Origin of the sequence: Macrococcus animalis (assembly GCF_047425875.1) — a bacterium.
GTDB lineage: Bacteria > Bacillota > Bacilli > Staphylococcales > Staphylococcaceae > Macrococcoides > Macrococcoides animalis.
The window spans coordinates 1,104,578-1,126,365 of the sequence record NZ_CP179727.1; the positions used below are offsets into that span (position 1 = coordinate 1,104,578).

Consider the following 21,788-nt stretch of genomic DNA (forward strand, 5'->3'; position numbering starts at 1 on the left):
TCTTAATTTAAATCTTTAATTCTAGACACTTCTTTTCCTGAGGCGCTACATCAATGAAATGATACGTTTCTGCTTTTGACTGATGACCTAGCAAATGCATTAAATCTAGAATATGAACCCCTTGTAAATACGCGTGATATGCAAATGTTTTCTTAAGTGCTTGAGGTCCAATAGAAAACTCATAACCGACTGCTGAAGAAGCATTGGTTAATATGCGATGAAATTGTTGTCTAGTAATAGGTGAATTTGCTCTTAAAGATTCAAAAATATACTCTTCATTCGACTTATGTTGCACATAGTTTCTTAAGATGAGACTATCATCTCGATTTAAATAAATTTCATAACCGTACACATTAAACTTATAACGATTTATATCATAAGTTAAATCTTCACATTTCAATTCCAGAAGCTCATGCAGTTTTAGCGGCACATTGATTCCAAGCACAAACAACAAATAATCTCTTGTACGTTCATTTCTAAAGTATGATTTTATAGCTGCAATGTCTTGAACTGATTTTATGGGTAGCGACCTAATCATATTGTCCTCCTATGTTACATAAATATAATATCATATGGATTATGTAACATTCAAAAAATATGCTTGTATAAGAAAAAGGATTAGCATTTGCTAATCCTTTTCTTCGTCATTTCATTTAACTACTTTTAACTATATTAAGCACCGAGTAAGATGGGTGTAAGTATGGGGATGATTACTACTACAATTACACCTACTATTACAAGAGCGATACTTGCCATTGATGTTTCTGTTTCACCTAATTCAGTTGCTGCCGATACACCTAATGCATGTCCGCTTGTTCCTAATGCAAGTCCTCTTGCGATAGGGTTACTAATTTTGAAAAAGCGAAGCATTTTATTACCTAATGCGTAGATAATAACTGCATTTAAGATAACTGCTAATGATGTTAATTCAGGAATACCACCAATACCTTCTGAAACCGGTAGTGCAATAGCTGTTGTTGCTGCTTGCGGTAACATTGAAGCAATCACATCTTTACCAAAGCCAAATAATTTCGCCACACCGTAGATACCAAAGATTGCACCAGTAGTTCCTAAAGCAATACCACCCATAATGTGTAGCCAATATTTTTGCAATACATCACGTTTTTTGTATAACGGAATCGCAAAACAAATCGTTGCTGGTTCTAAAAAGAAGCTAATGATGCTTCCGCCTTTATTATATGTATCAAAATCGATACCTGTAACTGCTAAAAAGGTAATACCAAAAACCATACCTACGAATAATGGAGCAAACAAGAAAAATCCGTTGGACTTTTTAAATAATATTTGCCCAATTACAAATGGTACAATTGTCAATAAAATCCCAAAGTATACTGTATTCACACCTAAGTGATCTAACATTGTCATGACTAATGCACCTCAACTTTACGGTAATTTTTAATCTCTTTATCTGAAGCTTTCTTTTTACGCTCAGTTGTCATCACAAGCATTTGAGAGAAGAATCCAGTACATAATAATAACAAAATTGTAGAGATAAAGATTAATCCAATAATTAAGAATGGGTGTTCACTAATCAAACCCAATGATTTAACAACTGAGATACCCGCTGGTACGAATAATAAACCTATGTTATCCGTTAAAGTGGTACCAAGTTTTTCAACTTGGCCAAGTTTAACAATACCAGTACATAAACAGATGAATAATAAAACAAGTCCAATCACTGAGGCTGGCATCGGAATTGGCATGAAAGATTCGATGACTTTAGAGATAAGCAGAATAATTGATACGACGATTGCTTGATGAAAGAAATTATAAGTTTTTGTATTTGTCATTTTAAATGACCTCCCGTTTTTTATCTTGTACTTATATTACAACGGAAAGTAAGTAATTAAAGCGTTTTCTTGACGAAATGCAAAAATCAAAAGATGAAATGCAAAAAGATAAGGCTTAAACTATTTTAGCCCTATCTCATGTTTAAATTGCTTTATATATGATCGAGATACTTGTAACTTCACATCTTTGGTAAGTTTCACTTGATATGTGTTATTAAACCACTGTTCAGCTGATTTTATGTGATTTTTATTAATAATACTCGCACGATGAATCCTCAAAAACTCATCATTGGGCATTTTTTTCTCAAATGAACTAAGCGGCTCATTTATTATATACTCGTTTGATACGGTCACAATATTTAATTTTCCATCTTCTACATATATTGCAATAATATCATGTGTATTTATGACATATATCTTATCATCTTTTTGAATTGAAATCGTTGCTGGTATTTGTTTGTTTTGGACGCTTGTTTCATGCTGTTCAACTTGTTGCAACCGATTCACTGCTTTTTCAAGCGCAATTTCGATACGCTTTTGTTCGAAAGGCTTTAGGATATAGTCTAATGCATTTAACTCAAATGCTTTTACTGCAAATGTATCGTGTGCAGTCGCAAAAACAATCATCGGTGGTGACTTCATCTTATTAATTTTCTGCGCCAAGTCTAAACCACTTTCATTAATCAAATTAATATCTAAGAACAATAAATCATATGTCTCAGACAGTAATGCTGTCAGTGTTTCTTCAACAGAGTCCGCTTCATCAATCTCATGAGTATCTTCTATAGTATTGATTAGATACTGTAACTCATTACGTGCTAGGGGTTCATCATCTACCACTAATATTTTCATTAAAGTATTTCCTCCTTAACGTAAGGGATGTGTGTATAAAACTTCGTGCCCACCTCACCCGTTACGAACTGTAATCTCGCATCTCTACTATATAAACCTACTAAACGTTTGTTTAAATTTTCTAATGCACTACCTGTACCTGAAGTTGAATCAACTTCAAACATTCCAATCTTATGACGTTTATTCATTGGAATTCCGTTACCATTATCTGTTACAGAAATTTCGATTTCATCGATATCTTTTTTTACCACTACTTCAATATTGTTTCCTTTCTTACGATTATTGAAAGCGTGTTTAAAAGCATTCTCCACTAAAATTTGAATAATAAATGGTGGGACTTGGGCATCTTTACAGCTCTCTTCAATATCAAAGTTAATGTTAAAACGATCGGGAAATCTTGCTTGTTCGAGTGATAAATATGCTTCTACCTGTTGTATTTCTTTATTAATCGTTATCGTGTTCTGTCTTGCACCTTGTAAATTAGATCTAAAGAAATTACTTAAGTTTAGTAATAATTCTCGTGCTTTCTCACTATCTACACGGATCAAAGCAGAGATGGTATTCATTGCATTGAAGAAGAAGTGAGGATTAACTTGTGCCTGTAAAGATTTGATTTCTGCATCTTTAAGTAGTTTTGTATGCATCTCAATCTCACCGAGTTCAATTTGACTTGAGAAGATATCTGCGAGACCTTCTGCTAATCTTCGCTCTACATATGTCAGTTTTTTATTATCTGTAAAATACATTTTCAAAGTCCCAACAACCTCATCATTTACATACAGTGGTATTACAATTGCTCCTTCTAACGGACAACCTGGGTGTGTACATCCTATCTCTTCTTTTGAGTGTGCTTCTTTAATTTCTCCAGAACTAATAACCTGTTTTGATAAATCTGTAATAATTTTTTTCTTTGGTACATGATGATCACTTGCTGCACCCACATGTGCTAAAATATCCGTTTTACTCGTAATTGAAACCGCGGAAACTTTCATTAAATCTTTAATAATTTGAGCAGCTTGTGTCGCACTCCTTTCATTCAATCCTAATCTAAAATATGGCAATGTTTGATTCGCCAGGTTCAGAACCTCGTGTGTTTGTACAGCTTTCATATGCTGTTCTTGTTGTAATGTAGAAATAATTATCGATAAGAATATTGCCGTGCCTAAACTATTGATGAGTGTCATCGGTAATATAATAAATGAAACTAAATCGAGTGCATGATTAAAATCAGAAGCAAAGCTGATGATACAAGTCATTTGAATTAATTCCATGACTGTACCTAAAATAATTCCTTGTACAATCGTTGGATATTGATTATTTTTAAGTGCTCGATGACCAAAATATCCTGACACTAAACCGATAATACAAGATGATACAACATATGTGTATGCATCTACACCACCAATTAAATATCTTGATATTCCAGATATAATACCAACAGTTATACCAACAACCGGTCCTCCAACCAGTCCGGCAACACTGATAGTCAATACACGTGTATTAGCAATTGCTGCATCGCTTGAAATCGTTCTAAAGATCTGGCTAGACACAACATGATTGTCACGAATCTCAACACCTGTAAAGTTTGAAATAACTGCAAATAAGCCAAAGATAATAAATAACTGTATTTGGGATGACAATTTTTCACGTTCACTCATCACTTTTTTGAAATGAGCAATATTCATCAAAATATAAGCAACAATAATAATTAATCCTACACGTTCAAGCAATAATATAAAAAGTTCTAACATGATTTGCCTCCTTATTTAACCACATTATAACTGTAAACACGAAAAAAAGGATAGAACCCTATCCTTTTTTCAATTACTATTTTTCTATAACGTTTATTATTTCATTAGTAACAACTTTGTTCATTGCTTTTATACCTGAGTTTTCTAAATGAATGCCGTCCTTCGCAAAATATTCTGGGTGACCTTGAGATGCTTTATACCAATCAATAATATGCACATTATTATATCTTTCAGCTGAACGATACATTTCTTCATTAACATGTGCTTCATAATCCTTAGGCACACGTGCGGTCACTAAAAAGACTTGTGCTTTTTCAAACTTCTTCAATATTGCATTCATTTGAACATCTTCAAAATCACCATTTGTTCCTAAATACAATACAATTATGCCGTCTTTACGGTTAAATTCTAAATATTTATTCGCAATAGGAATTGCCTCATAGATATTTCTACCTACTTCACCATCAATTGTCGCATTTGGAAATACTTTTTTTGTAGCAAAGTTGATATCAACTAATACAGAATCACCAATAAATAATGGTGCATAAGGATACACATTCGAAGTAATATCTTTATGGGGTAAAACTTTATCCAGTTGAATAGCTGAAATGCGTTTTACTGCTGGTGCGATAGATTTTGTTTGTTTAACTACGATCTTCTCTTCAATTTCCGTCATATTAGCTGTTGCTGTTTTCACTAAATAGGGTGTCGATAATAGTAAATATAGGCTTACTATTAGTGTCGTAAATTGTTTGACTGACTTCACATCGACAAACGTTTTTAAACCTCTTTTTCTGAAAGGTTGCTCAATAAATCGATAACTAATAATTGCCATTATAAAAGTAACGATTAAAGAAAATACATCCACATACCAAGGAATTTGCCCTTGAATATAGTGAGAATGTATCAATACAATGACCGGATAGTGCCATAAATATAAACTATATGAATATTGCCCAATCCACATCAATATGGGATGGCTCATTATTTTAGAAATTAAAGTGTTGGGGTGGACACTCGCCATAATGCATAGCAACGTAAATACTCCTAAAATATATAATCCACCTTGGAACAACGAAGCACTGTGCTCAGTATAGAAAAAAAATGATCGAATTAAGAATACACTACCCATTAATCCAATAATATCAATAATCCATACGAGTACTCTCGGAGGATTTTCTCTTAATTTATACGCTGGCCACACTAAAGCTAACATTGCACCTAATAATAATGTTTGTAAACGTGTATCTGTTCCAAAATAAATACGTGAAATACTTTTAGAAGGGTCATATAATATCCACATAATTCCCATTGATAATAAGGAAACAATAAGGAATACAATAAATACATTTATTTTCTTCTTAAAAAGTTTAAATAATATTAATAACAAGAATGGGAAAAGTAAATAAAACTGTTCCTCAATTGCAAGTGACCATAAATGCTTTAGTGGCCGTGCCTCTAAACTTTGAAAATAATCTAATCCATCAAAGATATACCACCAGTTAGACGCATAGACTAATGCAGCATACATATCCTTTTTTACTTGAAAAAACAAATCACGTTCAAAAAAGATTATGTACTGAATCACGATAAACATCATAAATAATACAGGAGGTAATAGACGTTTAATACGCTTATACCAAAAATATACTAAATTTATAGAACCTGAATTCTCGTATTCTTTAATCAATAAAGTAGTAATTAGATAACCAGAAATAATAAAAAATGTATCTACGCCTAAAAATCCTCCCGGTAACCATTTAGGATTCACGTGAAAGATAATAATTGCTATAACAGCTATGGCTCTCAGACCATCTAGGCCAGGGAAATATTGTTTTCTCATTTAAAACGAACCACCCTTTTAACATAAACGTAACATAAATGAAACACTTTATTAATAATACATTTTTTCACAATTTTTTACAACCCAATTTATGTTTTTATATGAAATATTTATGACAATAATCATCCTAATTCAACTAATCTTTACAAAAAAATCACATCCCATTTTAGTTGTCACTAAAATGGGGTGTGATTCTAATAAAATTCAATCGTATTATTTTTTATCTTCTGATACGTCTTTTACCTTACCACCAATTGATCCTTTAGTCTGATTTTTAACAGTACCTGAAATTGTACCTTTTTTCTCTTCAGTCATTACAATAACCTCCTTTTTAAATCTATAGAGTTATTATAACTTAAGTAAATAAATTTGTGTAATGATACCCTAAATAGGTACCTTTATTAACCTATTGTAAAATTAGAAATTTTTAGCTAAGTTTTCTGCTTTTTCGATTGCTGCAACTTTAATTGATTCTGCATCATCAGGTATAGCGTTATGACCTTCAATGATTAATTCTTCAACACTTGGAATTCCAAAGAAACCTAAGATAGTTTGTAAGTAACGGTTACCCATTTCTAAATTAGCTGCTGGTCCTTCTGAGTAGAATCCACCACGTGCTTGGACAATGATAGCTTTCTTATCTGTTAATAAGCCGACTGGACCTTCAGCTGTATATTTGAAAGCTTTACCAGCTACTGCTACTGCATCGATATATGCTTTAACGATTGCTGGGAATGATAAGTTCCACATTGGTGTCACAAATACATATTTATCTGCTGCTGCAAATTCATCACTTAATTCGTTTAAACGTGCAACTTTTTGTTGTTCTGTTTCAGTTAATGTTTCGAATGCTTCACCAGATTGTAATTTACCCCATCCCGCAAATACTTCTTTATCTATTAAAGGAATGAACGTTTCGTAAAGATCAATGTGTTTTACTTCGTGATTAGGGTTAGCTGCTTTATAGCTTTCAATAAAGGCTTTCCCTGTAGCCATTGAGAATGAAACTGTTTCATCATTAGGATGTCCTGTAATGTATAATACTTTAGTCATGTGTAATTACTCCTCTTAATTTAATATTAATTTATTTTTTATACTTGATATACTTATTATATTTAATTTTGAGAAATAGTCAACTAAAATCTTTTTAACTTTAAATATATATTTATTAAGATAAACACTTTAAATTTGCTTATCCTTAATACTGTTATCATAATTAGAATAACTAGACTTCAATTAAAGAAAAATCTAAAACAAAAAATTAGGAGTTAATATGGATAAATCTAAGAAATCAAATGCTACATTTAAAGACTTCATATCTCTCATTAAACAATCCAATATTCGTACTGGATTATTCGTGTTCGGTATCTCCTTAACATTACTGGGAACCATCGCATCATTAATCGTTCCGATGTTAACGCAAAATTTTATCGATGGTTTCGATGCATCAAAGATTACACCCATGATGGTTATACTTATTATTTCTGTATTTTTACTCAGTGCAGTATTTAATGGTGTGTCTTACTACGTTCTATCAAATGTTGGACAAAGTGTAATTAAAGGTTTAAGAAATTTAGTATGGGAAAAATTCTTAAAATTACCCGTGCAATACTTTGATATGACAAAGAGTGGTGAATCAGTCAGTAGAATTATAAATGACACTGCAGTTTTAAAAGATTTAATCACCTCTCATTTCCCTAGTGTAATTAGCGGATTAATGTCGGTACTTGGATCAGTTGTCATTTTATTTATACTTGACTGGAAGATGGCGATAATAATGTTTATTGCTGTTCCATTATCAATCTCAATTATGATTCCTTTAGGCCGTAGAATGTCTAAAATATCACGTTCTTTACAAAAAGAAACTGCTGAATTTTCAGGTAGTTTACAAGAAACATTAAGCGAAATTAGATTAATGAAATCATTTAATGGAGAAAACTTTGAAAAAGTTAAAGGTCAACGTGGTATTCACAAACTGTATGAATATGGGATGAAAGAAGCTAAAGTCAATGCCTTTTTATCCCCTTTAATGTCTACTGTCATGATGTTCGTGATTATTTTAATTATCGGTTATGGCGGAATCCGCGTAGCTAATGACACGTTAACCATTGGGAAGCTTGTAGCTTTCTTACTATATTTATTTCAAATCATTATGCCCATGACTACGTTTGGTCTTTTCTTTAATGAATATAACAAAGCCCTTGGTGCAACCGAACGTATTATTGATATCTTGAAGATGGAGAAAGAACCTGATTATGCACTAGAACAACAAAATATCCAATTCAATCATTTACGGTTTAATCATGTTGATTTCAGTTACGATGGTGAAACGAATGTCCTTGAGAATATTTCTTTTGATGCACCAAACAACCAAACGATTGCCTTCGTTGGTCCAAGTGGAAGTGGTAAGTCTACAATATTCTCACTAATTGAGCGTTTCTATGAAGTTTCAAATGGCGCAATTGAAATCGACGGCGTGGATATCCGTGATATCCCTCTAAAAGTACTACGCGAAAATATCGGTTATGTTGCACAAGAAAGTGCCATTACATCTGGAACGATTAGAGATAATATTCTTTATGGATCAGAAGATAATTATTCCGAAGCAGATATTGAACGCGCAATTACACAAAGTTATGCTAAAGAATTTATTGAAACGCTCGAAAATGGATTAGACACAGAAGTAGGCGAACGCGGAATCAAGCTATCTGGCGGACAAAAACAACGCATTGGGATTGCACGTGCATTCTTAAGAAATCCAAAATTGTTAATGCTTGATGAAGCAACTGCAAGCTTAGATGCACGAAGTGAGAAATACGTACAAGTGGCTTTAAACGAGCTCATGAGTGGTAGGACTGTACTCGTTATCGCTCATCGTTTATCTACTATTATTAATTCAGACAATATCATTTTTATAGAAAGCGGTAAATTAACAGGCAGTGGCCGACATGAACAACTGATTCGAACACATGATATGTATCGTGCGTTTACGGAACAACAGTTTAATCGGTAGTCTATTTAATAAACTAAAAACAAAAAGTTACCTAAAATTATTTTAATTCTAGGTAACTTTTTGTTTTTAGTATCTTTAACGAAGACTCAGTAGTCTAAAAATTACTTCCTCCAGAATGTTTCTACATCTTTCTTATCTTCAATATTGTATTCAATCATTTCTTTTAATAAATTATAATCAAATTCTTGCTTCCATTTCACTTTAAATAGCCCAGCAGTTTGTGTGTAGCCCGCCGCCTCTATTTTATCTTTAAAGCGTTCCATTGTTTTGTTCTCTGGGGCAATAGAGATATGTGCTTTTGCTGTACTTACTCCTAAAATAAATGTTCCATGATCCGAATACATCGGCGTATTCCATTTAAATTCACGTTCTAATTGTGGGAAAGTCTTCTCAACCCATTCAAATAAATCCTGAACTTTTCCAAGCTGATTCACATCTTCTAATTTATCAAAAAACGGGTCAAATTTATGCATAATATACCTCCAAGTAAGATTTATTATTATTGTAGCATATCTTCAAATTCCCATCCTTTTTCAATAAGGACTTCTTTATAGAACGGGTCCTTTCCTATGAGCTTTATTTTATCACCTATTGCTTCAACTTCATCTAAATGATGTGTCGTTAATATAATCAATTTATCTTGTTTTAATTGATTAATCAGTCGATGAATATCATATCTTGACTTTAAATCAATCCCCACTGTAGGTTCATCTAATATGATAATCTCTGGATTACCTAACAGTCCGATTAGCATATTTACTTTCCGTTTCGTGCCACCTGAAAGTGATTGGATCTTTTTGGAATCTTCATTTAAGTTGAGTGATTGTTTATATACTGCAATTAAATCTTCACTGATTGGATTTTTATAGAGACCTTTAAAGAAGTTAATATTCTCTCTAACTGACATATGTTCAAATAGAGCGATATCTTGTGGGATGTATCCTAATCTTTCTTTTAAATCCTTTGATAATAAAACTGTCCCGAAATATTTGATATCTCCACTATTAGGTGATTCAAGTTTCGCAATCATCCTTAGCAACGTCGACTTCCCAGCACCGTTTTCACCAAGTAGAATAGTAACAGACCTATCTGTAAATATCGTATTCAGCTTATTAAATATTTCTTTTTCCCCATAGCTTTTTGTTAAATTATGAATTTCAATCATAACAATTCCCCCATCACAACCAACATATATAATGTAATCAACGCAATTGTGAAAGTCACAGTCATGAATAATCTGTGACTTTTCATATTCACTTCAAATAATAAAAGACTTAGCACATATTCATAAATTAGTGTAAAGATAAAACAAATCATATAGAACTTCATACTCATTTGTTGATGCATCACTTGGGCAATGATTAATAGTGATGACATTATGATAATCGTGTGAATTGTAATGAACACCAAATGGAGATTAATCTTCATTTGGTTAAACATATACAATCGATTTAGTGCTGCATTTTGCTTTAATCGTTGATGTACAATCATTTGTATCATTGCAACAAATAATATTATAGAATAGATCAAACTTAAACTAATCGAACTATCTGAGTGTTTTTCAATCGCATATTGTTTCATATGACTTGTAGGCGTCAATTCTCGATACTTTTGCTTAACCTTAGTCAGTTCAACATTGGAATTTTTATTAATATGATAGGTTACGATATAGGGAATTTGAGCTTCATATAATGATTTGCTCGTTATTTCCTGGGCAATTGTTCCGACAAAATCATCTCTATAATATAAAGTAATCGCATCACGTAACGACTGATCATTTAGTTTCTCTTCAAATCCCTCAGGAATAGAAAGACTTAGCACTGCAACATTGGCTTTAATACTATCCTCAATAAAAGAATCGTCAGCATCAATCTGTTTAATCGTTATAAACTGATCTTTACTTAATGATTGAATCAATTGTTTAGACGCTTTTGTATTATCTAGATCTTGCACAGCAATTGGCATCTTAAAAACCGCATTCATTTTTTGCTGAATTCCATACAACGTTAAACATGATAATAGTATCGTCAGCAATAACGTCAAATATGCCATCCATTGTTTTTTCACAACAAGGTATAAAATTGATTTCATCGTCTATACCTCCATATGAGCATAATAATAAGTAATAATAATAGTATAACGATATGGAGATAAAACAGACTATCTGTTTTGATTAAATAGTTGTTCAGCACAAGTTCAACTAAATGATTGAAGATATGTCTAAACGGTTGATAATTTAACACGCCACCCAATATGTCTTTAAAGTAAATAGATGGTATCGTTGCACCTGAAAATACAATAATCAATAAAGTTAATATACACTTTAATAATATATGTAATATTTTTGGCATTAATTCAATCAACACTAAGCTCAATATAATTATAAATATATATATTGTGATATTCATAGCTAATGGAACTGTATTGTAACTTTCAAAATATGTTGGCATATATCTAATGATACATATTAAAACAATGGTTGCGACTGTGGCAGTATAGCACAGGCTCATTATCCCTCTTACAAGCGTCAACTTCTCATAAGAAAAGTGAAACATTGCAAGTCGTTCTTTCAATGCATTGTCTTGGTTCATTTTTAAGATACTGAATAGAGATAAAGCAAACATATAAATCCCGATAAAGTAAACTGCTAACGTATAATATTGGTATGGATCATAAAGTTTAATTGGTGATTCATCAAACGAACCATTACGATCAAGTCCTGTAAACAACATATCTGTCATCATTGAAAGCATTTCTTCATTTGTTGTTTCCGGATATAACGTTTTGTATGCTTTAGCTCCACCCATTGATAACATTAACCGACTATACACTGAATCTGTTAACTGATAAATTATAATACTCTCAACCGACTGCTTATCATATGTATACACTGAAATAGGTAATTTACCTTGTTTATAGAATGCTCTCGTCATCCCTTCATCAAATACGAAGTAACCGTCAATTTGATGTGACTTCAATCTCTTCTTCGCCGTTTCTTCATCGAACTGTTTCAGTTCAATATCACGTCCCATATTTTGCCCGTCACCTATTGCTTTAAGAATAATACTCGTCTCTTTTGATTGATCCAGATCAACTAATCCAATTGAAAACTTATCATCTTGCTTATTATTTATTTGTGTCAAAATAAGCAATATACCAATGACTGCTGCAAACAATAACAATATGTATACAAGCAAATACCACTTTTTCATAAGAAAAGAGTGATAAATGCTAAACAATTGACGTTTCACATTTATCACTCCTTTGGTTTGATTATTGATTATAAGATATTATGCTATTTTAAATCTTTTGCCACGTCTTCAAATACTTTGCCTGCATTCTCAGTAATCTCTTGTTGTAAATCTTGAAGGTCACTATCAGACATTGTACTTAAGTCTTTAGCACCATCCGATTTAACTTTTACATCTTGTTTGAGTTTAGTCACTGCATCAATAGCGAACTTAATCGGTTCATTTTGAATATTCATAGAGAATTCTGCTTTTTGTTTTTGTTCATTGTTACCAAGATCAGTAACCATATCATTTGTATAATCTAATTTTAAATCCTGTCCAGCTAGTTGTGATAAATCTAAAGTTCCTTTATCAGTACGTTTATCTCCGTCTGTTTTAGAATCATTTACAAATAATATTTCTTTGTCGGAACCATCATTGATTTTAATCTTGTAATCATCTTTGAAATTATTATCTTTCTTAGTTGATTCACCTACTAAAGCAAAAGCTTCTGGTGCATCTTTAGAAGAGCCTTTGATATCAATTTTTATGTTATCATCAATCTTTGTTAATGCATCTAATTTTACTTCTTCTTTATCGCTAGACAATACTAAATTTCTTTTTAAGATATTTTTTCCGTCTACATAAATAGTAGATATGATTTTAGGAAATTCAGATTCTTTTTGATCTTTAAGTTCTTTTAATGCTTTATCTAATTCTTTATCATAATCTGCATCTTTTGCTTGTTTTGTAATTAATTCTTTTAATTCTTTATCATCTTTTGCTTGTTCTAAAACTTTAGTTAAGATATTCTTCACATCTTTAGGTTGTAAAGTCATCGTTAATTTTTCTAAGTCTTTTTCTTCATCAAAGATTTTAACTTTCTCTTTATCTTTTTTGAACTGCTCGTCATTTAAATTATCTGCAATTGTTTTACTGTATCTATCAATAATTTTGTTTACATCTTCTTGAGATACTTGTGCGTTGCCTAATACATTATTTAAATTTAATGTGTCATTTGTCATACCTTCTGTAGATGTAGATGGCCCTGAGATTTTTTTAATTGTTTCAACAATCTTATCATTTGGAATACTTAACACATCATTTAATACAGGTGCAGACAAATATTGGTTTTTATCATCTGCTTGCCAAGCAAATTCGCCTAATTTGTTATCTGCAATTGTGGGTGTAATACTTAAGTTTGATAACTTTTCCTTACTATCATGTGCCATATCTACTACGATATTTGATGAGTCAATGACTGATTTCGGAACGCCCATTTGTGACACTATCGTTTCTGGGACATCTGCACCCAATTTTAAATTGACTGCATAGCTATCATCTTTTATTTTTTCTTGAAATTTTGTTTCATTTTCAAAACGTTTATTAAAATAATCTTGCATTGTCTTCATAGATTCCTGTTCGCTCAGAAGATATGCATTTTTAGGTGAATTTGTTAAAAAGAAATACGCTGCTGCACCTCCACCACCTATTAATAATACTAGTGCTGCAATGATTCCTAAGATTAATCCTTTTGACTTATTCATACTAATTCCTCCATATTTTCATTTTTATTCTCGCTCAAGGCCATCATATCAAAACTAGATTAAATACGGAATAGTTTTCACAAAATTACCCATAAATTTTATTATTTATGAAATAAATTTTGTTTAACAATGAAATTATGTAAAGTTTATATACTGAGTAAGCATAAACTACATATTGTTGTGAAAGATTAAATCCTCTTAAAGATATAAAAGAAAGGCTCATTCATATCTTCTCTTAGTTATTTACAACACCATCTATAGTCTGTTTTTACTTAATCGAATAACTTTAATATGTAGTACAAAAGCACCTAATGCCATCACAAAGAGTGATAATATTGCAATTCTACTTGCAAGTGGACCATAATCCTTTAATAGTAAAGTAATGGTTCCATATACAAAGGGCCCAAACACGGCTGATAATTTTCCACTCATTGAGAATAATCCGAAGAATTGACCTTCATGTTCTTCTGGTGATAATTCAATAATTAATGTACGTGATATTACCCAAATTGAACCCATCGCTATCCCGAACAGAATTGCACATATGTAAAATGCCTCTTTAGGAAGTGGGATACTCGCAATAACAAGTGCAATCATTAATACTAATGCAACATAATGTAATGCTTTCAACGAACCTATCTTCTTTGCAATATAACCAAACACAAACGCTCCAATAACACTAAATACCGTTGCAATCATAAAAATTTTAATGAATTCACTCGAAGTGAATCCAACAACCGTAGTCGCGTATGGCTGCATCATACTAATTGCTGTCGCTAATGCATCATTTAAGAAGAAATAAACGATTAAAAAGATATAAATTGCTGGATCATTCTTCGCTAGTTTAAATGTTTCTATGACCTCTTTATATCCAGAAACTAAACTCGATTGTCTTAAATGATGATTGGGATCTACTTTCTTATTACCATCTTTTCCGAACAAGAAAATTGGAATACTAAATAATAAAAATAGAATTGCTGTTGGGATAAATGTCTTTCCTGCATCTTCTGTACCTACTAAATACATAATCGTTAAAACACCAAATAATGTTCCTAAATAACCTAGCGCTACACCAAATCCAGATAACACAGAATGATCTTCTTTAGGTGCTAAGTTACTCATCATTGCATCATAAAATACTAGACTTGAGTTATACATAAACTTTGCAATCGTAAATAAAATAATAATGAGTAAGAATGATATTGGAATACCCCACATTTGTTGCTTCATATCAGCTTGATAAATATATCCCATTAAGAAAGTACATGCGAATACGACTAATGTGAAAATAATGACCCATTTCTTTTTCTTTTGCGTTCTATCAATATACACACCATATATAGGACTTAACACAATAAGTAATAAAGCTGCGATACTTGCTGAATACGCGATCCAAGTTGAAGATACTTGCTCTGTCACAGGGTCTGATCCGAATTGCTCAGTTACAAATTGTGGGAAAAAAAGTGTAACGATATTCGCACTAAAAATCGTATTACTAAAATCATAGAGTGCCCAGCTGAAAATTGGTAGTGATAGTAATAATTTGATATCCTTTTTCATCACATACTCCTTAAATTAATGTATTAATAATAGTTTAGCGATGAATTAAAATAAATACTATAAATTTTCTGTTTTATTATTGTAAATTATTGAAATACCATCATATAAATTGCAACAAATTATGTATTTACTCGACTGAGATATAAATATTATACTTAATATACTTGACGTAACTAGGTATATTAAGTATACTAAGTTTATATTTTAATTAATAAAGGAGCAATACGCATATGAAAAATCATCAATTAGGTACATTATTATTAAGAATAACTGTAGGTATTACATTTTTCTTACACGGTTTAGCAAAATTCCAAGGAGGTATTGAAAATACTGTCGGTTTCTTTGAATCTTTAAGCTTACCAGGCTTCATGGCATATATCGTTGCAATTATTGAAATTGTCGGTGGCATTATGATGACTCTAGGATTAAAAACGAAGCTTGTAGGTTGGTTATTTGTCGCAGTATTAGCCGTAGCAATATTCAAAGTAAAACTAGCAGCAGGATTTATGGGTAATGGTAAAACAGCAGGATATGAATTCGATGTCTTATTATTAGTTGCATCATTATTCTTCGCTTTAGCCAATGATTCGGTTTACGCAATCGACCAAAAATTTATGAATAGAAGAGGAAAATAACATGAACTTTCACATTAAACCCACAACATTCGTTTCAAACGTTGCTGTTAATGTTTCTAATTTGGAACAATCTTTAGTATTCTACACAGAAGTACTTGGATTTAAAGTATTAAATCAAACAGCAAACGCTGCTGAACTTACAGCAGACGGCAAAACAAATATATTAACACTTGTACAACCTAACAATGTATTACCGAAAGAACAACGTCGCGCAGGACTTTATCACTTTGCGATACTTTTACCAACTCCGAAAGATTTAGCAAATATTGTTATCCAATTAAGAGAACATGGGGTACAAATTGGTGCTTCAGACCATTTAGTAAGTGAAGCATTATATATCTTTGATCCTGATGGTAATGAAATCGAAATTTATATCGATAGAGATCCTAGTGTTTGGCAATGGTCTAACGATGAAGTTGCAATGGCAGTTGACCCATTAAACTTTGAACGTCTAATGCAACACGTTGAACCGGGAAACTTCTGGAAAGGCATGCCTGAAGATGCAGTTATGGGGCATATTCATTTACACGTTTCATTCTTACAAGATACTGAGAAATTCTATACAGAAGGCCTAGGCTTTGATGTTGTGAACCGATTCGGTGCTCAAGCATTATTCTTATCATCAAATAAATATCATCACCATATCGGAGTCAATACTTGGAACGGTGAAGGCGCGCCACATTCATCTGACAATGCTGTAGGCTTAGTATCTTATACTTTAATGTATAACGACGCAGCAGCTGTACAAGCAGTTGTAGAGAACTTAAACGCATTAGGTGCAACTGTAGTTACTGACAACAATCAAACAGTAACGATTGATCCTTCAGGCAATCGCATTATCTTAACATATTAAGTGAACAGATATCACAATTAAATAAATCCAAAAATAATGACCTACAAAGTGTAGGTCATTATTTTTGGTCTTTATACCATTGGCTATTCTTATATTTTAAATGATACTTAGCATTTCTCATTAATAAGTATGCTTTACGTTTTAACGAGCTATCGCGTTTATAATACAGTGGATTGTAATAACGATGCTTGTATAATAATTGTTTAATCTCTTTACGTAATGTTTTCTGTTTAACATATTTTAAGATTATATTTTTAGGTACAACCGTAAATAAATGCGTTGTATCTAAATATTTCACTGAGTGTGATTGGTTTAAGATTAAATCTTCGACATAACATCTCGCAATTGAATACCCTGTTTCTTTCACATATGAACTTGAGCGTCCTGCACGTAAGTTAACTTCAAAAAACTTATATTTTCCATCACGGTGATCATATTTTAAGTCAAAGTTTGCAAATCCAGTATAGTTTAGAGCTTCCATCATCTTAATTACTTTATCCATTAATTCTTTGTCATATCTTGATATTAATGCTGTATAATTTCCTATTGCCGTCATTGCAGGTTCTTGTAACAGAACTTGTGCTAATGTTATAACTTGTGCGTTACCGTTGGAATCACCATAATAAACGATATCCCATAAATCTTGATCATTACCTTCAATAAACTCTTGAATAATAATATCTTCACGGTAACCATTGTTATGTAACAATGCAATGGTTTGATTAATACCTTCATAATCATTCAATACGTAAATTTTTTGTTTCCCTTTAAATTTCAGATTAAAGTATGCTGTACCATCATCAACTTTAATAATTGCTGGAAATCGTATCGGTTCATTGAATTCTTCTATACTTGTTAAATTAAAATGATACGTCGTTGGAATATCAAGACCGTAAGATGCCACAGTTTCATAAAAATGTTTCTTATAATATAAGCTATTGAATAATTCTTGTGTTGGAAAATTAAATGTGTAGTTTTCACGTAACTTCGCTTCGTGTTTAATTAATAACTTAACATATTCATCTGTTGTTGCAATTAGCAGTAATTTACGATTCTTTTTCCCATGTTTTTTTGCGATTTTTTCGAACATATCAATAAAGATTTGATCATCGTATATCATTTTATCAATATAATAATCGCTAATCAGACTAGAAAATTTCGTAAATGATAAATAATCAGCCGCTACAATAACAGATTTCTTCTTATAGTCCTTGTGGAAACTTGCCGCTGCAGCATATGCATGTATGTTTGCACCCAATATAATTGGGATAAAATTTAATTTAGCCATTCGCATTGTCCTTTTTATAGTTATTTATTTTCTTTTTACCGTGTTGTTTAATTCATTATGTTTCTGTATGTTAATGATTGCAAAAATATAATTACTCTTGTAACTTAATAATCAAATTTCTATGTTTAACATATTATAGCATTAATACCCTATTAATAACTTGTAATAATGCAAAAATTATCGTTCAAGAATCCCTTTTCCTTCGTAAATTTTTTCAGAATATTTTTCAATACGATTACGACGTGTCTCACTACGCTTTGCCTTGTTGATTTCAATGACATAGGCACGCTGTCTACCTGGCGTTAATTGATAGAATGCTTCTCTTAACCTGCTATTTTCTTGGAATGCCTCTTCCAATTCCAAAGGTATTTCTAATGCTACATACTCTTTTTTAGGAGGTTTTTTTCCTGATTGTTCTATACGAATTGCTTCTTCAATGTAATATTGTATGATATGTTTCTGCTCGATAATCTCTTCAACAGATGTAAATCTTAACTGACGATCTACTTGTACATGTTCTGTTTGTTGAATGAGTTTATTATATTTATCGTTAAGCATGACACCTTTATGAAATAGAAGTGCTACATACTCTTTAAACCCATGCATTAATAATACATTCTTCCCCTTCAGCGTATAACAAGGATGCATCCATTTATATTCTTCTTCTAAATCATATGCTGTAATAATCTCACGAAATAATCCATACTCATCTTTCCATTTTGAGTCTTTATTAAAATAGTTTTCTAATTTTTGTTCGGTCGTTAGTTCAGTCATACATTCCCCTCCGTATTTATTTATATTATATACAATACAAAACCATATGGTAATTATTTATAAGTAAAAATGAAAAATAATAAATATTAAACGACATAATATATAAAAATACAAAGGTTGAGGGTATTCCCATCATCCTTTGTATTCGTATTTCTACTTTTTGTTAATATCAAAGCCATATTTTTTATAGATTTTCTTACTTGCATCCGTTTGTAAATATTCATATAAATCATTAGTTGCTTTACTGTTTTTAGTATCTTTTATTTTAGCAATTGGATATTGTATTGTATCATGTAACGCATCATCAATTTTAAATGAATACTTAACTTTATCCGATGATGCTAAATCTGATTGATAGACAATCCCCGCTTCAACATTTTTTGTCTCTACATACGTTAGGACTTGGCGCACATCTTTTGTCAAAACGAGTTTATGCTTGATACTTTCATATACTTTAGCATTTTCTAAAGCTTGTTTTCCGTACTGACCCGCTGGAACAAGTTCAGGATTTCCAATTGCTATTTTTTTTATACTATCATATTTTAAGTCTGTTAATTTATGTGTATCTAATGTTGAAACTACTAATAAATGATTGTATATTAATGGTTTTGTCTCTGTTTTAGCTATCTTTTTATCTTTGACTAAATCATCGACTTTATCTTGTGCTGCTGAGAAAAAGATATCAACAGGCGCACCTGACTTAATTTGTTGTGCGAGCGCACCAGATGCACCATAATTTAATTTCACATCAATGTTGTTATGTTCTGATTCATATTTTTTTTCGATTTCTGTTAATGCATCTTTTAAACTTGCAGCTGCAGAAACAGTTAAAGTTACTTTTTTATTCGCATCTTGTTCTTTTGATGTATTAGCACACGCACCTAGTATTACACACGTTGATAGTATTATTAGCAAAAGTTTTTTCATCGTGTACCTCCTTATAATATGTATATATTACCATACAAAAAAAGACTTGTTATGCAATTCTATGCATAATAAGTCTTAAAAAGCTTCAATTAGTTTCTGATTAAGTAATCAAAGGCACTTAATGCTGCAGTTGCACCAGAACCCATTGAGATGATGATTTGTTTGTATGTTTGGTCTGTACAGTCTCCTGCAGCAAAAATACCTGGTACGTTTGTAGCACCATTACGGTCAACAATAATTTCGCCACGGTTGTTTCTTGCGACAACGTCACCAACGAACTCAGTACTTGGTACTAACCCAATCTGTACGAATACACCTTCTAAGTCAATTGTATGTTCTTCATTTGTATTTCGGTCAACATATGTTAAAGCTTTTAATGTTTCGTCACCAGTTAATTCTTTAGTCGCTGCCGATTTAATGATTTCAGTATTATTTAACGAAGCTAGACGATCTTGCAATACTTGGTCAGCGCGTAATTCATCACCAAATTCAAGTAATGTTACATGTTTAACGATACCTGCTAAATCAATCGCTGCTTCAACACCAGAGTTGCCTCCACCAATAACTGCAACGCGTTTACCTTCGAATAGAGGACCATCACAGTGTGGACAGTATGCTACACCTTTGGTTTGATATTCAGCTTCACCAGGTACGTTCATGTTACGCCATTTCGCACCTGTACCGATAATCAATGTTTTAGAAGTTAATTTACCTCCGTTTTCTAAAGTAACATGTACCAAATCATCAATTTTTTCTAATGATTCAACACGAACGGCACTCATAACATCTATATCATAGCTATTTATATGTTGCTTTAAATTTTCACTGAATTCCGGTCCTGTTGTTTCTTTTACTGTTATAAAGTTTTCAATACCAGCCGTATCATTGACTTGACCACCAATACGTTCTGCAACGATACCTGTGCGTAAACCTTTACGCGCTGCATAAATTGCTGCACTACCGCTTGCGGGTCCTCCACCGATAACTAAAACGTCAAATGTTTCTTTAGCATCGAACTCAGAAGCATCAGCACCCCCGCCTAATTTTGCAATGATTTCTTCTACTGTTGCTTTACCGCTTCCAAATTCTTCACCTTCTAAGAACATTGTAGGGACAGCCATGATATCTTTAGATTCTTCTCTAAATGCTGCACCATCAATCATTGTATGCGTAATATTTGGATTTAATACTGCCATCATGTTTAATGCTTGTACAACATCTGGACATTTCGTACAAGTTAAACTAATGAATGTTTCAAAGTTAAATGGTCCTTCTAGCTTTTTAATTTGATCAATAACGGCTTGATCCACTTTAGGCGCACGACCACTCACTTGTAATAATGCTAGAACAAGAGAAGTAAATTCATGACCCAAAGGCACACCTGCAAATGTGATACGTGCCGCTTCATCTGGACGTGCTAACGTGAAACTTGGTGTACGCTTTAGTGTCGCTTCATTTAAACTAATGCGCGAAGACATTTCTTTAATTTGATTTAATAAATCCATCATATCTTTGCTTGTCTTGTCTTCTCCGGCACTTGCAGTAATGACTACATCACCTTCCATTAACTCTAAATACTGAGCTAATTGTTGTTTTAATGTATCGTTTAACATTACATTTCCTCCTTTAAGTATAAATTTCTATATTTTATTGCAAGAGATACCACAACGTAAAAACTTACGTTGTGGCTGCTTATTTAATATT

Annotated in this window: 20 protein-coding genes; 3 read left to right on the forward strand and 17 right to left on the reverse strand. The window is 32.1% G+C overall.

The window, feature by feature from the left end; genetic code table 11:
* Positions 1-7 precede the first annotated feature (7 nt).
* From ACMGE9_RS05810 to ACMGE9_RS05840, 7 genes are all read right to left on the reverse strand, one after another.
* Positions 8-538 (reverse strand): tyrosine-type recombinase/integrase, encoded by a 531-nt coding sequence (locus ACMGE9_RS05810; protein WP_414044294.1) that lies wholly within the window; start codon positions 536-538, stop codon positions 8-10.
* Between the two features lie 134 nt (positions 539-672).
* Positions 673-1,380: an antiholin-like protein LrgB gene (lrgB, locus tag ACMGE9_RS05815; RefSeq protein ID WP_414044451.1), complete on the reverse strand. Its 708-nt coding sequence runs from the start codon at positions 1,378-1,380 to the stop codon at positions 673-675.
* A gap of 8 nt (positions 1,381-1,388) precedes the next feature.
* On the reverse strand, positions 1,389-1,811 hold the full coding sequence (lrgA, locus tag ACMGE9_RS05820) for an antiholin-like murein hydrolase modulator LrgA (RefSeq protein ID WP_414044295.1): 423 nt from the start codon (positions 1,809-1,811) through the stop codon (positions 1,389-1,391).
* Between the two features lie 120 nt (positions 1,812-1,931).
* Positions 1,932-2,663 carry a LytTR family transcriptional regulator DNA-binding domain-containing protein gene (locus tag ACMGE9_RS05825; RefSeq protein ID WP_414044296.1) on the reverse strand — a complete coding sequence of 244 codons (732 nt, stop codon included), beginning with the start codon at positions 2,661-2,663 and terminating at the stop codon, positions 1,932-1,934.
* The gene (locus ACMGE9_RS05830) at positions 2,663-4,414 is read right to left on the reverse strand and encodes a LytS/YhcK type 5TM receptor domain-containing protein (protein WP_414044297.1); all 1,752 of its coding nucleotides are present in this window, start codon (positions 4,412-4,414) and stop codon (positions 2,663-2,665) included. Before ACMGE9_RS05830 ends, ACMGE9_RS05825 begins: the two co-directional genes overlap by 1 nt.
* Positions 4,415-4,490: 76 nt before the next feature.
* A complete protein-coding gene (locus ACMGE9_RS05835; protein WP_414044298.1) occupies positions 4,491-6,257 on the reverse strand; it encodes an acyltransferase family protein in 1,767 nt (588 codons plus the stop codon).
* Positions 6,258-6,674: 417 nt separating this feature from the next.
* Positions 6,675-7,310 carry an FMN-dependent NADH-azoreductase gene (locus tag ACMGE9_RS05840; RefSeq protein WP_414044299.1) on the reverse strand — a complete coding sequence of 212 codons (636 nt, stop codon included), beginning with the start codon at positions 7,308-7,310 and terminating at the stop codon, positions 6,675-6,677.
* Positions 7,311-7,530: 220 nt separating this feature from the next.
* Between ACMGE9_RS05840 and ACMGE9_RS05845 the strand changes: the two genes are divergently transcribed.
* Positions 7,531-9,270 carry an ABC transporter ATP-binding protein gene (locus ACMGE9_RS05845; RefSeq protein ID WP_414044300.1) on the forward strand — a complete coding sequence of 580 codons (1,740 nt, stop codon included), beginning with the start codon at positions 7,531-7,533 and terminating at the stop codon, positions 9,268-9,270.
* A gap of 101 nt (positions 9,271-9,371) precedes the next feature.
* On the opposite strand, the gene ACMGE9_RS05850 is transcribed toward ACMGE9_RS05845, so the two are convergent.
* From ACMGE9_RS05850 to ACMGE9_RS05875, 6 genes are all read right to left on the reverse strand, one after another.
* Entirely contained in the window at positions 9,372-9,743 is a 372-nt protein-coding gene (locus tag ACMGE9_RS05850; protein WP_414044301.1) for an iron chaperone, read from the reverse strand.
* Between the two features lie 26 nt (positions 9,744-9,769).
* Positions 9,770-10,435, reverse strand: coding sequence for an ABC transporter ATP-binding protein (locus ACMGE9_RS05855; protein ID WP_414044302.1), 666 nt, complete (start codon positions 10,433-10,435; stop codon positions 9,770-9,772).
* Positions 10,432-11,361: an ABC transporter permease gene (locus ACMGE9_RS05860; RefSeq protein ID WP_414044303.1), complete on the reverse strand. Its 930-nt coding sequence runs from the start codon at positions 11,359-11,361 to the stop codon at positions 10,432-10,434. The genes ACMGE9_RS05855 and ACMGE9_RS05860 overlap by 4 nt, the downstream gene beginning before the upstream one ends.
* On the reverse strand, positions 11,358-12,521 hold the full coding sequence (locus ACMGE9_RS05865; protein ID WP_414044304.1) for an ABC transporter permease: 1,164 nt from the start codon (positions 12,519-12,521) through the stop codon (positions 11,358-11,360). The genes ACMGE9_RS05860 and ACMGE9_RS05865 overlap by 4 nt, the downstream gene beginning before the upstream one ends.
* Positions 12,522-12,565: 44 nt before the next feature.
* On the reverse strand, positions 12,566-14,047 hold the full coding sequence (locus ACMGE9_RS05870) for a hypothetical protein (protein WP_414044305.1): 1,482 nt from the start codon (positions 14,045-14,047) through the stop codon (positions 12,566-12,568).
* Positions 14,048-14,302: 255 nt separating this feature from the next.
* Positions 14,303-15,607 carry an MFS transporter gene (locus ACMGE9_RS05875; protein ID WP_414044306.1) on the reverse strand — a complete coding sequence of 435 codons (1,305 nt, stop codon included), beginning with the start codon at positions 15,605-15,607 and terminating at the stop codon, positions 14,303-14,305.
* A 230-nt stretch (positions 15,608-15,837) separates the two neighbouring features.
* Between ACMGE9_RS05875 and ACMGE9_RS05880 the strand changes: the two genes are divergently transcribed.
* Complete coding sequence (locus tag ACMGE9_RS05880; protein WP_414044307.1) at positions 15,838-16,242, forward strand: DoxX family protein; 405 nt, start codon at positions 15,838-15,840, stop codon at positions 16,240-16,242.
* Position 16,243: 1 nt separating this feature from the next.
* Entirely contained in the window at positions 16,244-17,095 is an 852-nt protein-coding gene (locus tag ACMGE9_RS05885; protein WP_414044308.1) for a VOC family protein, read from the forward strand.
* A 58-nt stretch (positions 17,096-17,153) separates the two neighbouring features.
* On the opposite strand, the gene ACMGE9_RS05890 is transcribed toward ACMGE9_RS05885, so the two are convergent.
* From ACMGE9_RS05890 to ahpF, 4 genes are all read right to left on the reverse strand, one after another.
* Entirely contained in the window at positions 17,154-18,383 is a 1,230-nt protein-coding gene (locus ACMGE9_RS05890; protein ID WP_414044309.1) for a carboxylate--amine ligase, read from the reverse strand.
* Between the two features lie 177 nt (positions 18,384-18,560).
* Entirely contained in the window at positions 18,561-19,157 is a 597-nt protein-coding gene (locus ACMGE9_RS05895; protein WP_414044310.1) for a YdeI/OmpD-associated family protein, read from the reverse strand.
* A gap of 153 nt (positions 19,158-19,310) precedes the next feature.
* On the reverse strand, positions 19,311-20,084 hold the full coding sequence (modA, locus tag ACMGE9_RS05900) for a molybdate ABC transporter substrate-binding protein (protein WP_414044311.1): 774 nt from the start codon (positions 20,082-20,084) through the stop codon (positions 19,311-19,313).
* 89 nt (positions 20,085-20,173) lie between these two features.
* Complete coding sequence (gene ahpF, locus ACMGE9_RS05905) at positions 20,174-21,697, reverse strand: alkyl hydroperoxide reductase subunit F (RefSeq protein WP_414044312.1); 1,524 nt, start codon at positions 21,695-21,697, stop codon at positions 20,174-20,176.
* Between the last annotated feature and the right edge of the window lie 91 nt (positions 21,698-21,788).